We start from the raw sequence: 12,538 nt of genomic DNA, 5'->3' as shown, positions 1-12,538 counted from the left end.
GGTCGCGGTCGGCGTCTCAGTCCTCGTCCTCCTCTTCCGGATCCTGGTTGGCCTCGGCGCCCAGCACGAACGCCAGCATGGCCAACTCGTCACCGGACGGCCAGACATAGGCCGGCAGCTCGGCCGGCCCCAGCTCACGCACATGCGACCAGAACTGGCGCACCGCGTCGGCCGGCGAGCCGGCCTCGATCGGCAGCGCGACGCTTACCAGCCAGCTGGGCAGGCCGGCCGCGTTCGCCCCGCTCAACTGCGACACCAGCCGGCGGAAAAACTCGGGGTCGACCTCGACCGGGCCGGCCCCACCCACGCCCTCAGCCGGCACCGGGGCGTCGAACTGGCGGCGAAGGTAGGTCAGGACCAGGTCGTCGCCGTCGGTCTTGGCGGCCCGGCACAGGGCCACCACGTGGCCGTCGGCGACCAGCAGCACCTCCTCGTCGGGCGCGACCGCGCCCGCCGCACCGGCGACGGCCAGACCCTCGTTGTGAAAGAGCCGCTCGGTCGCCCACTGCGGCCCCGGAAGAATCACCGCCCACTGCGCCATGCGCTCCATCTCATCACGCGGCGATCGGAGCCACCCAGCAGCCCGCCAGGTGGTCGTCGACCATGCCGGTGGCCTGCATCAACGCATAGGCGGTGGTGGGGCCCACGAACTTGAAGCCCCGCTTCTTGAGCGCCTTGGCCAGGGCGATCGACTCGGGCGTGGTGGCCGGCACGTCGCCCCGGCCCACCGGGCGCGGCGGTTTCGGCTGCGGCGCGAACGACCAGAGCAGCGCGGACAGACCGTCGGGCAGGTCGGCGGCAACCCGGGCGTTGTGCATGGTGGCGTCGACCTTCATCCGGTTGCGGACGATGCCCACATCGGCCATCAGCCGGGTCGCGTCGGCCTCGGAATAGGCCGCCACCTTGTCGATCCGGAAGCCGTCGAACGCGGCCCGGAACGCCGGCCGCTTGCGCAGGATGGTGATCCAGGAGAGCCCGGACTGGAACGCCTCGAGGCTCATCCGCTCGAAGAGGGCGTCGTCACCGCGGATCGGCTGACCCCACTCGGTGTCGTGATAGCTCACATAATCGGGGGTGCTGCCGCCCCAGAAGCAACGGGCCCGCCCGTCAGCGCCGACGAGCAGCCCGGTTTCGTCTGTCATGGCGACCACCGTAGGGCCACCCCCCGACAGTTCTAGGTCAGCTTGCCCTGCTCGACCAGCCGGCCGAACTTGCGCAGCGCGGCGGTGAAGCTCAGCTTGGAGCCGGGCCAGAGCACCGGCCAGGCGACCTTGCCGACCGGACCGGCCGGAAGATGGAACCACTCGTGCAGGACGACCTGGGTGCGGTCGCCGGACATGGCGGTGCAGCGGACCGAGCCGGGGCCGCGGAGCACCTTGCCGCAGTGCACGACGCGGACCTCGAACGGTGCGTTGACCTTGACGACCCGGATCTCGTCGCGCAGCGACGCCGGCCCGATCGCCGTGATCGCCTCGACCAGGCTGCCCTCGCCGCCGTCGCCCTCGACCACCCGAACCTTGGTGAACGGGATCCAGGCGGACTGCCTCTCCCAGTTCATGAACGCGGCGAAGACGCGCTCGGCGGGCGCGTTGACGATGACCGTGGCGGTCACCTCGCCCGTTCCGGGGCTGGCGGCGTCACCCAACCCGTCGCTCATCGGGGCTCCGCCGGCTCGGATTTCTTGGCGTCCACCGGCACGTCCTGCACCGGGACGGCGGGGTCGAGCTCGATGACCGCGTCCGGCTCGCCCGGCTTGGCCACTCCGACCGGTGCCACGGCCGCCTCGCGGGCCTTGCGCAGCGCGTCGGCGTCGGCGGTGCGGCCCTCGCGCAGCGCGATGACCTCGGCCTCGAGCACGCTGATCAGCTCGCCCTTGTAACCGATGTCATAGGCGGCCCGCTGCAGCGCCTGGTCGACCTGGGACATGCGGTAGCCGCGCCAGGTGGTGTCGAACATCGTCTGGGAGATGTCGTCCTCACCGAGCGGGCGGTCACTGGGAAGCGGCACAGCGCGGCCGTCGGGTTCGACGGGCGTCAATCCGGAGTCGCCTCCGCTCATCATCACAGTCACACCGAAGACGATCGCACCCACCACCAAGGCGACGACGATGAACAGGAGAAGCTGACCCATGCGGACGATGTTGGCATGTCCGCTCGAACCTGGCGAGCCCGCCACCCCGGCCGGAGTCTCAGGTCCAGGTCAGGATCTTCTTGCGCCAGGCGTACAGAATGCCCAGGGCCAGCACCGCGACGAAGATCGCCATTTCGGTGAGCGTGGCCGCGCCGAAACCCGGCAGGTCGAACACGACTGCCCACGGGAAGAGAAAAACGGCTTCCACGGCGAAAAGCACATAGAGGTACGCGTACACGTAATACCGGATCTGCGCCTGTGCCCAGTCTCCGCCGACCGGGTCGATGCCGCTCTCGTACGAGATGTACTTGCCGCTCGGCTGGGCCGGATCGGACGGACGGAGCAGCCGGTTGGCCGAGAACGCCCCCACGAAGACGAGCACGCCGGCCGCGATGACCAACCCCAGCGTGGCGTACGAACCCAGATAGCCGTCCACGATCTGACAGCTTAGTTGACCGACTGGTGGACTCAGCTGGAAGAGGCAAGCCTTACCTAGCTAGTGTGGTCAACGGCCTACCGCAGCCGTAAGGGGCAGCGACGTAGGCTGGAAGTGACAACTGCGGGCCGGCCCATCGACGTGCTTCCACCCGCTTGGCCGGCGCCCTTTGGAGGTTGGAACGTGGCCGCTGGAGCAAAACGAGTCGAGCAGCTGGACCGGGTGGTCATCCGGTTCGCGGGCGACTCGGGCGACGGCATGCAGCTGACGGGGGATCGGTTCACGTCCGAGACGGCGCAGCTCGGCAACGACATCTCGACGTTGCCCAACTTCCCGGCCGAGATCCGCGCACCAGCCGGCACCCTGCCCGGTGTGTCGAGCTTCCAGGTGCACTTCGCCGACTACGACATCCTCACCCCCGGCGACTCGCCGCACGTACTCGTCGCGATGAACCCGGCCGCGCTCAAGGCCAACGTCGCCGACCTGCCGCCGGGCGCCGACATCATCGTCAACACCGACGAGTTCACCAAGCGCAACCTGCAGAAGGTCGGCTACGCGGCCAGCCCGCTCGAGGACGGCTCGCTCGAGAGCTTCTCGGTCCACCCGGTCGCGCTGACCTCGATGACCGTCGGCGCGCTCGCCGAGCTCGGGGTCGCCAAGAAGGACGCCGAGCGGGCCAAGAACATGTTCGCGCTCGGGCTGCTGAGCTGGATGTACTCGCGCCCGTTCGAGTCGACTCTGCGGTTCCTCGAGCGCAAGTTCGTCAAACGCCCCGATCTGGTCGCGGCCAACAAGGCGGCCTTCCAGGCGGGCTGGAACTTCGGTGAGACCACCGAGGACTTCTCGGTCCGCTACGAGGTGAAGCCGGCCAAGATGCGCCCGGGCACCTACCGGAACATCACCGGCAACCAGGCGCTCGCGCTCGGCCTGGTGGCCGCGGGCGTGCGGGCCAAGCTGCCGGTCTTCCTCGGCGCCTACCCGATCACCCCGGCCTCCGACATCCTGCACGAGCTGTCCAAGCACAAGAAGTTCGGCGTCACGACGGTCCAGGCCGAGGACGAGATCGCGGCGGTCGGTGCGGCCCTGGGCGCGTCCTACGGCGGCATGCTCGGCGTCACCACCACCTCCGGCCCCGGCGTGGCGCTGAAGAGCGAGACCATCTCGCTCGCGATCGCGCTCGAGCTGCCGCTGGTGATCGTGGACGTGCAGCGAGCCGGCCCGTCGACCGGCATGCCGACCAAGACCGAGCAGGCCGACCTCAACATGGCGCTCTACGGCCGGCACGGCGAGGCACCGCTGGCGGTGATCGCGCCGAAGTCGCCGTCCGACTGCTTCCACGCGGCCATCGAGGCGGCGCGGATCGCGCTTACCTATCGCACGCCGGTGATCCTGCTCTCCGACAACTACGTGGCCAACGGCTCCGAGCCGTGGCTGCTGCCCTCGTCCGACGAGCTGCCCGACCTCTCGGTCTCGTTCGCCACCGAGCCCAACGGCGAGAACGGCCGCTTCCTGCCCTACCTTCGGGATCCGGAGACGATGGCCCGGCCGTGGGCGATCCCCGGCACGCCCGGCCTCGAGCACCGCATCGGCGGCCTGGAGAAGGCCGACAAGACCGGCGACATCTCGTACGACCCGGCCAACCACGAGTTCATGGTGCGCACCCGGGCGGCCCGCATCGAGGCCATCCCGGTGCCCGACGTCGAGATCGAGGACAACGACGAGAACGCCCGGGTGCTCGTGCTCGGCTGGGGCTCCACCTACGGTCCGATCGGGGCGGCCTGCCGGGCGCTGCGGCAGCGAGGGCTGCCGATCGCCCAGGCGCACCTGCGTCACCTCGCACCGCTGCCGGCCAATCTCGGCGAGGTGCTCGGGGCGTACGACAAGGTGGTCGTCCCCGAGATGAACCTGGGCCAGCTCGCCCACGTCATCCGGTCGAGGTTCCTGATCGACGTGGTTCCGTTCAACCAGGTAAGCGGCCTGCCCTTCACCGCCGCGACCCTGGAAAGCATGCTCGAGGACGTGGTCAAGAATGGCTAGCCCGGTTGTTGAGTTGAAGCTCACCGCCAAGGACTTCAAGTCCGACCAGGAGGTGCGCTGGTGCCCCGGCTGCGGTGACTACTCGATCCTCGCCGCCATGCAGCGCTTCATGCCCGAGCTGGGCATCCCGCGCGAGAAGATCGTCTTCATCTCCGGCATCGGCTGCTCGTCGCGCTTCCCGTACTACATGAACACGTACGGGATGCACTCGATCCACGGGCGTGCCCCGGCGATCGCGACCGGCCTCTCGTCGTCCCGCCCCGACCTGACGGTCTGGGTCGTCACCGGCGACGGCGACGCGCTGTCGATCGGCGGCAACCACCTGATCCACGCGCTGCGGCGCAACGTCAACCTGAAGATCCTGCTGTTCAACAACCGGATCTACGGCCTGACCAAGGGGCAGTACTCACCGACCTCGGAACTCGGCAAGATCACCAAGTCGACGCCGGCCGGTTCCGCGGACGCCCCGTTCAACCCGCTGTCGCTGGCCCTTGGCGCCGAGGCCACGTTCGTGGCGCGCACCATCGACTCGGACGCCAAGCACCTGCAATCGGTGCTGCGCCGGGCCGCCGAGCACGAGGGCAGCGCGTTCGTCGAGATCTACCAGAACTGCAACATCTTCAACGACGGCGCGTTCGAGCTGATCAAGGACTCGGCCACCCGCGACGACCACCTGATCCGCCTCGAGCAGGGTCAGCCGATCACCTTCGGCAGCGAGTCGCAGTTCTCCGTGGTGCACCCGGCGGGCGCGTTCGGCCTGGCCGTACGTGACTCCGCGGCCCTCGACGGCGAGACCCCGGTGGTGCACGACGCCACCGTCGACGACCCGGCCTACGCCTTCGCCCTGACCCGTCTTTCCGGCTCCGATCTGGGCACCACCCCGATCGGCGTGTTCCGCGACGTCAAGCGCCCGACCTACGACCAGCTGATCCAGAAACAGCTGGAAGACGCGAAGGCCCAGGTGACGGGTACGCCCGACGAGATGCTCGACCAGCTGCTGAACGCGGGCGACACCTGGACCATCATGTAGCTCGCCCGCTAGGTCAGACCGCGGTGCCGGTGGTGCTGCCTTCCTCGGCGCGAATGTAGACGAGCATGTCGCCGGTCTCGATCTGGACGCTCTGACCGCCGCCCAACGGGAGCACCTTTCCGCGGCGGATCAGAGCGACGACGAGCGTGGCCAATGCTCGGGGGTTCTCGCCGACCTCGCTGCGTTCCGCGCTTCGCATCGCCAGGGCCATGCCCTGCCCCGGCGTCAGCAGATCCTCGACCACGTCGATGAGCGGCGGGGCCGTGGTGGTCAGGCCCAGCAGGCGGCCGGCGGTGGCCGAGCTGACGATGACGTGGTGGGCGCCGCTCTGCTTGAGCAGCGCGGCGTTCTCCTGCTCGCGGACCGCGGCGATGATCCGCACCTGGCCCGCGGTCAGCTGGCGCACGGTGAGGCTGATCAGCACGGACGCCTCGTCGCTGTCGGTGGCGATGAGGACGGCCTTGCAGTTCTTGACGTCGGCCTCGTTGAGCACCGAGGAGCGGGTGGCGTTGCCCTCGATCGTCACCAGGCCGTTCGAGGTGGCCTGTCGGACGCCTTCCGGGCGGCTCTCCACCACGACGATGCGGCTCTTGTCCCAGCCGCTCTCGAGCAGCGCGCCGACCGCGGCCCGGCCTTTGGTGCCGTAACCGCAGACGATGATGTGGTCTTTCAACTTCCGCCTCCACCGGCCCACGCGCAGGCTGTTGCGATATTGGTCGGTGAGCACCTCGAGGGTCGTACCGACCAAAATGATCAGGAAGAGCACCCGTGCCGGGGTGATCACCAGGACGTTCACCAGCCGGGACTCGGCAGTGACCGGGGTGATGTCGCCGTAGCCGGTCGTGGAGAGCGTCACGACCGCGTAGTAGAAGCAGTCGAGGAGGCTCAGGCCGTCCTCGTTGATGTCACGGTAGCCGTCACGGTCGAGATAGATGATCGCAACCGTGACCAGGACGAGCAGGACGGCTAACGCCACCCGGACCGCGAGCGCGCGCAGGGGGCCCTGACGGACCAGGGGCAAGTGGATCATTTAGCGTCCCGCACACGCACACCATAGCGGCCGGGTGCGGAACCGCCCCTCAGGACATCACATAAACGATCGTTTAGGAATACCCGCGGGTAGGTTGCCACGCACGGCAGCAAAGCCGATCGACAGCCTTGTATGCGGATAGTGGCCCTGCGAACACTTTCCGCATGGTCCGACGTTTCGTCCTCGCCGCCCTGTTGGCTGCCGGCATCCTCCTGGTCCCGACCGCCGCTGCCGCCGCCACCGCTGACAAAGCCTCCGTCCTGGCCGACTGGACCCAGCCCACGACGAGCAGTTGGAACGCCTGGAACGGCGCCCGGCTCAACCGCGCACCCTGGCAGTCCTACAACTTCGACTGGTCCACCGACTACTGCTCGGCCAGCCCGGACAACCCGCTCGGCTTCAACTTCACGCTTCCCTGCTGGCACCACGACTTCGGTTATCGCAACTTCAAGGACATCGGCACCTTCCCGGCCAACAAGGCCCGCGTCGACGACACGTTCTACACCGACCTACGCCGGGTCTGCGCCACCTACAGCACCCTGGTGCGGCCCGCCTGCTACAGCCTGGCCTGGACCTATTACGAGGCCGTCCACGTCTTCGGCTCGCTCGCCTGGGTCACGCAGGCCGACATCAAGAGGGCCGAAGCACAGATCCGATAAACCGCGCCGCGCCGTCCTCCAGGTCCGGATGCTCCACAGCCAACGCCATTGCCACGATCCGATCAAACCCGAGGCCCACCCCCTCGGCGTACGCGGTGTCGAATCCCGCGTCGCCGAGGGCGGTCCGCAGCCCCAGCTGCTGAGCCGACCAGAAGGTTCCGAACATCGACGTACGGCGTGCGCCGCGCGCCGCCTCCGCCCCGCCGAACAGCACGGCCGCGGTCGCCGTGTCGCCGCCCAGCGCGCAGCGCACCGCGATGGCCGCGACCGCATCGGCCGCCGCACCCCGGAATCCGTGCCGTAACCGCGACCGCAGCGCCACCACCAGATGGTCGTGCGCCGCCACCAGGTCACGCCGGCGCAGCGCCACGATGCCGAGCAGCCAGTCGACGGTCCGCCGGCCACGGTCCTCGGGCCGGCTCGCCTCCCACTGGCGGGCCCCGCCGAGCAGGTCGGCCGCCTCGTCCAGCGCGTCCCGCCGGCACAGCAGCTCGGCCAGCGTGATCACAGCGGGCAGCGCCGCCTCGGCCGCGCCGGACTGTTCGGCCTGCTCCATCAGTTCGCGGCAGAACCTTTCCGCCCCCTCGTAGTCCCGGTTCTCCAGCAACGTCAGCCGCCGGCCGACCACCGCACGCATGAGCGTGACCCGGTCACCGGTCTCCAGCGCGAGGCCCTCGGCCCGCTCCAGGAAGCGCACCCGCTCGTCGCGGTCGTCGGCCAGGCCGGCGTGCACCAGGTAGGCGGCGGCCAGGTCGGCCGGGGCGACCTCGGCCTCGTCGAGCCGCCGGTAGAGCCGGAACAACTGGTCGCGACCCTCGCGGGCGCCGCCGTGCTCACGCCACCATGGGTCGAGCGCGGTCGCGAGGCGCAGACCGGCGGTGACGTCACCCTCGGCGGCCGCCCAGCGCAGCGCGGCCCGCCACTCGGTCACGTACGGGGTGAACTCGGTAAGCGACGTGGTCCGCATCTCGCCGTCGGTGTCGGTCGCCACCGCGTCCAGGCTGCGCAGCGCCCAGGCGACATGGCGGTCACGGGCCGAGTGCTCGTCACCGGACTTGCTCAACTGCCGACTGGCATAGGACTTGACCTGCTCCGACATCCGGTAGCGCGGCCCCGGCACGACCTCGATCAGCGACTTCTCGGTCAGCTCGGACAGCGAGCCGAGACCGTCCGGACCGCACCACTCCACCGTCGACAGGTCCACCGGGCCGGCGAAGACCGACAGCCGGCGCAGCAGCCCCGCGGCGCGCACGCTCAACGTCCGATAAGACCAGTCGAGGCTGGCCGTGATGCTGTCGTTGCGCTCGCCGGACTCCCCCGACACGGGGTCCAGCGCGGCGATCGGGTCGTTCAGCCGAGCCACCAGTTGCCCCGCCGTGAACAGCCGCAACCGGCTCGCGGCCAACTCGGCGGCCAGCGGCGAACCCTCCAGCCGCGACGCCACCCGGGCCAGGTCGGTGCTCTCGTCCACCGGTCCCGGCCGCCCCCCGCGGGCCGCCGTCGCCCGCTCGCTCAGCAGGGTGAACACGTCGGCCGGCGACATCGGCGGGATCCGCCACACCACCTCGCCGTGCACGCCCAGCGGCTCGCGGCCGGTCACCAGCACATCCATCCGCGGGCAGGCGGCCAGCAGCATCCGCACCAGCCCCGCACAGGCCGCCGGGGCCGCGTCGCACGTCTGCAGCAGAAGCAGCATCCGCCGGTCCGCGCACTGCTCCAGCAGCGTCTCCAGCATCGGCCGGCCCGGCTCCGGGCGCAGCCCCAGGGCCGCGGCCAGGGCGGGGGCCAGGCCGGTTGCCGCGCTCACCGCGTCGACCGTCCAAACACCTTGCGGGTACGTGTCCAGCAGCTGCTCGCCGACCGCGAGGGAGAGACGCGTCTTGCCGGCCCCACCCGGACCCGCGATCGTCACGATCCGGTGGCTGTCCAGCAGGTTCACCAACTCGGCCGCCTCCGGCCGCCGGCCCACGAACGACGTCAGCGCGGCCGGCAGGTTGTGCCGGGCGCCGCCCTGCGCCCGCGGACGCGGGAAATCCCGGTCGAGGCCCGCCGCGATCACCTGGAAAAGGCGCTCGTCGTCGTCGAACCCGCGCAGGCGATGCGGCCCCAGGTCGAGCAGGTCCACGCCCACCGTCGGAGCCGGGAGCGTCGCCACCGTGCCGAACGGGACCGGAACACCGTCGGTGAGAATGGACAACGCCGTAGCGCCGGAACACAGGATCTGACCACCGTGCGCAGCCGCCGCCACCCGGGCCGCGCGGTGCACCTCGAGGCTCGCGTACTCGCCGCCGACGGGTCTCGCCCACCCCGTGTGCATGCCCATCCGCACCCGCGGCATCGCGTCGCGACCCGGCCACTCATGTGCGGACAGTCGCCGTTGCGCCTCCACACAGGCGGCCATCGCGGCGCTCGCATCCTGGAAAGCAACGAAGAAAGAGTCACCCTCAGTGAAAAGCTCGACACCGTCGAAGTCACTCAGCGCAGCGCGCAATACCGAACGATGCGCGCCGAGTACTGGCCCATAGTCGTCCCCGAGCATCCGGGCCAAGCGCGTCGAGCCCTCGATGTCGGTGAACATGAAGGTCACCAGCCCGCTCGGCAGCTCGGTCCGTCCCGCCACGGTGAACCTCCGCCTCCTCCGGGAAGTCGAGTCTCATGCTGACGTATCACTCTGTCACCGCGCATCGTAGGAACGGACGGTGACGATCTATACGCCTCGACCTACCCCGGGCGGTAACCCGCCCCTCCGAAGTCATCGACGCTGTTATGCACTACGCGTGACGTAACGAAATCGATCGAGCCTAGTCACGCCTCAGTTGGTCACATCCGCCAGACCGTTCGGACGTACCCGATGGAGTCACTTCCCGCGACATCTCTCCAAGTCGCACAGTCACTCCGCACAGTAACCACAACCACCCCGCTCGCTAACCGCGAGCGACCGTAGCTCACCCAAATGATCACCACCCCGACCCCAGCCAACCGGCGAGTAACGCACGCCCCTCAAACGGCGTCCGACGCCCCCCGGTTCAACCTTCTGGACAACCCAAAGGACGCGCCCCACCGGCCCGCGCTCCCGCCCCGCCGCACCCGGACCCGACGTCCCCACTCGCTTCGGACCACGGGGATTGGCCGCCCTGGACCTACGAGCCGCGCTGGGCCACCCAGTCGACCGCCGCGCTTTCCGCTGCCCAACTCCCGGGCCCGCGCTTTCGGTGCCCGACTTCCCAGGTGGCTGTCCGCGCTCTCGGGCGCCCAGCCTCCCGGGGCCACTCCCACCCAGTTACCCGCTCGTACCTCTTGGTGCCTTGATTCCCGGATCACTTCGACCCGGTGAACTGCCCGCGATCGCCCCGTTGATCAGGGGCGATCGCGGGCAGCGAAGCGGAGCCAGCAAGCTCAGCAACCGCCGCCGCAGCATCCGCCGCCTCCGCATCCGCCGCCTCCGCCGGCCCGGGGCGCAGCCGGACGGCCACCGCCTCGGCCGGTGACGGCGACCGTGGACAGGAGCTTCACCGTGTCGCTGTGGCCTTGGGGGCATGGGGCCGGGGTCGACGCTTCGCTCATCGGCCGGCTTACCTCATATGTGTCGCCGCACGCGCGGCAGCGGAACTCGTAACGCGGCATCGGCACAGCGTAGGCCCCCGGCATGACGTTGATGCACGTCGCGGATCCGAGGGCGGTCCGGTGGTGCTCTCGCCGGCTCTGCGGGGCCTCTGCCGCGAGCCGGCGGCGGGTATCGTCGGGCCGTGGCGAACGGGCGGGAGAGACCGGTGGAGAAGGCTGAGCTGCATGCGGCAGCCCCGCACCAGGGCGGGCCGCTCGGGAGTTCCGGTGCCGCCCCGGCGAGCTTCGATTCGACCCGGGCGGGCGGTGCTGAGGGCTCCACCGGATCGGCACCGGTTTCGCCGGCGGCCGAGCCCGGCGGCCCCGCCATGGCGGGCCCGAAGCCAGACAGCACGTCCAAGCCGGAGAGCACGTCCAAGCCGGACGGCGCGGCCGCGGCGAGTGCCGCAGCTGGCAGAGAGAGCGCGGTCAAGCCGGCAGCCCCGGTCGACGCGGGTGCCGCAACCCCGGCCAAGAGCCCCGACGAAGCCGGAACCCCGACCCCAGCGCAAAGCCCGGCGCAGCCAGAAAGCACGAGCCCGGCCGGGACCCCCACGCAAAACCCGGCGCAGCCAGGAAGCGCGGCCCCGGCCCAGAGTCCGGCTGAGGCCGGGAGCGCGGCGGGAGTGGCGGGGCGGGGGCTTCGGCGGGCTCATCCTGTGCTGGCGGCGAAGAAGGTGGGCCGCAACACCTCGGAGTGGGCCAGGCGGCCGAGTGGGCGGCTTGTGCTTCCGGGAGTGGTGGCGCTGATTCTGCTCGGGGCGGCGGGGGCCGCGGGGGCTTATCTCGTACCGCAAGCTCTGCAGGCCGCACCGTCGCCGAGCGCGAGTCCTATTTTTCCGGAAGCGACCGCTTCGGCCGGGGGTGGCTTTCCGACCGGGCCGGCTACCGGGTCGGCGCCGGTGGGCGCGGGCGGGCTTCCGTCGAGCGTCACCACCGCGCCGGTTCAGCCGGTGCAGAACGGTGGGGGCCGGCCGGCCGACGCGCTCGGTGGGTGGGCGCAGCAGGTGGGGACCAAGGTCGGCATTCCGGTGGTGGCGGTGCAGGCGTACGGATATGCGGAACTTGTTCTTGCTCGGACGACGCCCACGTGCCATTTGAACTGGACGACCATCGCGGCCATCGCCAGTGTCGAGTCGGGGCACGGCAGCGCGAACGGGGCCGTGCTCGGGGTCGACGGGTTGGTGACGCCGCCGGTCTACGGACTGCCGCTCGACGGCAAGGGTGGGCGGCAGCTGATCAAGGACACGGATCAGGGTGTGTTGGACGGGGACACCACCTATGACCGGGCGGTCGGCCCGCTCCAGTTCATTCCATCCACCTGGAACAGCTACAAGGTGGACGCCGACAACGACGGGGTGGCCAACCCCAACGACATCGACGATGCGTCACTGACCGCGGCGACCTATCTCTGCCAGGGCGGCCGGGACATGTCCAAGGCGGAGTCGTGGTGGGAGGCGATTCTCTCGTACAACGCGGTTCAGCCGTACGCTCAGAAGGTCTTCGAGACCGCCAACGACTACGGCGCTCGAAGCCGCTGATCAAAACGCACAGTGATGGAACCCGCACATTTCCGTGGCCAGCACTTCCCAGTTGGACCGCTGCACGGCAAG

Annotated in this window: 11 protein-coding genes and 1 pseudogene; 4 read left to right on the top strand and 8 right to left on the bottom strand. The window is 69.9% G+C overall.

The window, feature by feature from the left end; translation table 11 throughout:
- Positions 1-16 precede the first annotated feature (16 nt).
- The 5 genes and pseudogenes from Afe05nite_RS01665 to ndhC form a co-directional block, all read right to left on the bottom strand.
- The gene (locus tag Afe05nite_RS01665) at positions 17-541 is read right to left on the bottom strand and encodes a hypothetical protein (RefSeq protein ID WP_203815095.1); all 525 of its coding nucleotides are present in this window, start codon (positions 539-541) and stop codon (positions 17-19) included.
- Between the two features lie 13 nt (positions 542-554).
- Entirely contained in the window at positions 555-1,142 is a 588-nt protein-coding gene (locus Afe05nite_RS01660; protein ID WP_203815094.1) for a DNA-3-methyladenine glycosylase I, read from the bottom strand.
- Positions 1,143-1,174: 32 nt separating this feature from the next.
- Positions 1,175-1,657, bottom strand: a complete 483-nt coding sequence (locus Afe05nite_RS01655; RefSeq protein ID WP_203815093.1) for an SRPBCC family protein — start codon at positions 1,655-1,657, stop codon at positions 1,175-1,177.
- A 118-nt stretch (positions 1,658-1,775) separates the two neighbouring features.
- Positions 1,776-2,130: pseudogene (locus Afe05nite_RS01650) on the bottom strand (DivIVA domain-containing protein); the annotation flags it as partial.
- Positions 2,131-2,188: 58 nt separating this feature from the next.
- Positions 2,189-2,566 carry an NADH-quinone oxidoreductase subunit A gene (gene ndhC / locus Afe05nite_RS01645; protein WP_203815091.1) on the bottom strand — a complete coding sequence of 126 codons (378 nt, stop codon included), beginning with the start codon at positions 2,564-2,566 and terminating at the stop codon, positions 2,189-2,191.
- Positions 2,567-2,749: 183 nt separating this feature from the next.
- On the opposite strand from ndhC, the gene Afe05nite_RS01640 reads away from it, so the two are divergent.
- Positions 2,750-4,603, top strand: coding sequence for a 2-oxoacid:acceptor oxidoreductase subunit alpha (locus Afe05nite_RS01640; RefSeq protein ID WP_203815090.1), 1,854 nt, complete (start codon positions 2,750-2,752; stop codon positions 4,601-4,603).
- Positions 4,596-5,633: a 2-oxoacid:ferredoxin oxidoreductase subunit beta gene (locus Afe05nite_RS01635; protein WP_203815089.1), complete on the top strand. Its 1,038-nt coding sequence runs from the start codon at positions 4,596-4,598 to the stop codon at positions 5,631-5,633. The genes Afe05nite_RS01640 and Afe05nite_RS01635 overlap by 8 nt, the downstream gene beginning before the upstream one ends.
- 13 nt (positions 5,634-5,646) lie before the next feature.
- On the opposite strand, the gene Afe05nite_RS01630 is transcribed toward Afe05nite_RS01635, so the two are convergent.
- Positions 5,647-6,663 (bottom strand): potassium channel family protein, encoded by a 1,017-nt coding sequence (locus tag Afe05nite_RS01630; protein WP_203815088.1) that lies wholly within the window; start codon positions 6,661-6,663, stop codon positions 5,647-5,649.
- A 164-nt stretch (positions 6,664-6,827) separates the two neighbouring features.
- Here Afe05nite_RS01630 and Afe05nite_RS01625 point away from each other — a divergent pair, with 164 nt between their 5' ends.
- Positions 6,828-7,322: a phospholipase gene (locus Afe05nite_RS01625; protein ID WP_203815087.1), complete on the top strand. Its 495-nt coding sequence runs from the start codon at positions 6,828-6,830 to the stop codon at positions 7,320-7,322.
- Here the strand turns inward: Afe05nite_RS01625 and Afe05nite_RS01620 are convergent.
- Both Afe05nite_RS01620 and Afe05nite_RS01615 read right to left on the bottom strand, forming a co-directional pair.
- Positions 7,294-9,942, bottom strand: coding sequence for an adenylate/guanylate cyclase domain-containing protein (locus Afe05nite_RS01620; RefSeq protein ID WP_203815086.1), 2,649 nt, complete (start codon positions 9,940-9,942; stop codon positions 7,294-7,296). The genes Afe05nite_RS01625 and Afe05nite_RS01620 overlap by 29 nt on opposite strands.
- Positions 9,943-10,718: 776 nt before the next feature.
- Positions 10,719-10,946, bottom strand: a complete 228-nt coding sequence (locus Afe05nite_RS01615; protein ID WP_203815085.1) for an FmdB family zinc ribbon protein — start codon at positions 10,944-10,946, stop codon at positions 10,719-10,721.
- Between the two features lie 716 nt (positions 10,947-11,662).
- Between Afe05nite_RS01615 and Afe05nite_RS01610 the strand changes: the two genes are divergently transcribed.
- Complete coding sequence (locus Afe05nite_RS01610) at positions 11,663-12,466, top strand: lytic transglycosylase domain-containing protein (protein WP_239117472.1); 804 nt, start codon at positions 11,663-11,665, stop codon at positions 12,464-12,466.
- The last annotated feature ends 72 nt before the right edge of the window (positions 12,467-12,538 follow it).

Source organism: Paractinoplanes ferrugineus, assembly GCF_016862195.1.
Lineage (GTDB): Bacteria > Actinomycetota > Actinomycetes > Mycobacteriales > Micromonosporaceae > Actinoplanes > Actinoplanes ferrugineus.
Note: the sequence above shows the minus strand (reverse complement) of the source record. Positions and strands in the feature narration are given on the sequence as shown.

Excerpts from the sequence above, each read along its gene's own strand:
- Afe05nite_RS01665 (WP_203815095.1), bottom strand. The coding sequence starts at position 541 with ATGGCGCAGTGGGCGGTGATTCTTCCGGGGCCGCAGTGGGCGACCGAG.
- Afe05nite_RS01660 (WP_203815094.1), bottom strand. The coding sequence starts at position 1,142 with ATGACAGACGAAACCGGGCTGCTCGTCGGCGCTGACGGGCGGGCCCGT.
- Afe05nite_RS01655 (WP_203815093.1), bottom strand. The coding sequence starts at position 1,657 with ATGAGCGACGGGTTGGGTGACGCCGCCAGCCCCGGAACGGGCGAGGTG.
- Afe05nite_RS01635 (WP_203815089.1), top strand. The coding sequence starts at position 4,596 with ATGGCTAGCCCGGTTGTTGAGTTGAAGCTCACCGCCAAGGACTTCAAG.
- Afe05nite_RS01630 (WP_203815088.1), bottom strand. The coding sequence starts at position 6,663 with ATGATCCACTTGCCCCTGGTCCGTCAGGGCCCCCTGCGCGCGCTCGCG.
- Afe05nite_RS01625 (WP_203815087.1), top strand. The coding sequence starts at position 6,828 with ATGGTCCGACGTTTCGTCCTCGCCGCCCTGTTGGCTGCCGGCATCCTC.
- Afe05nite_RS01615 (WP_203815085.1), bottom strand. The coding sequence starts at position 10,946 with ATGCCGCGTTACGAGTTCCGCTGCCGCGCGTGCGGCGACACATATGAG.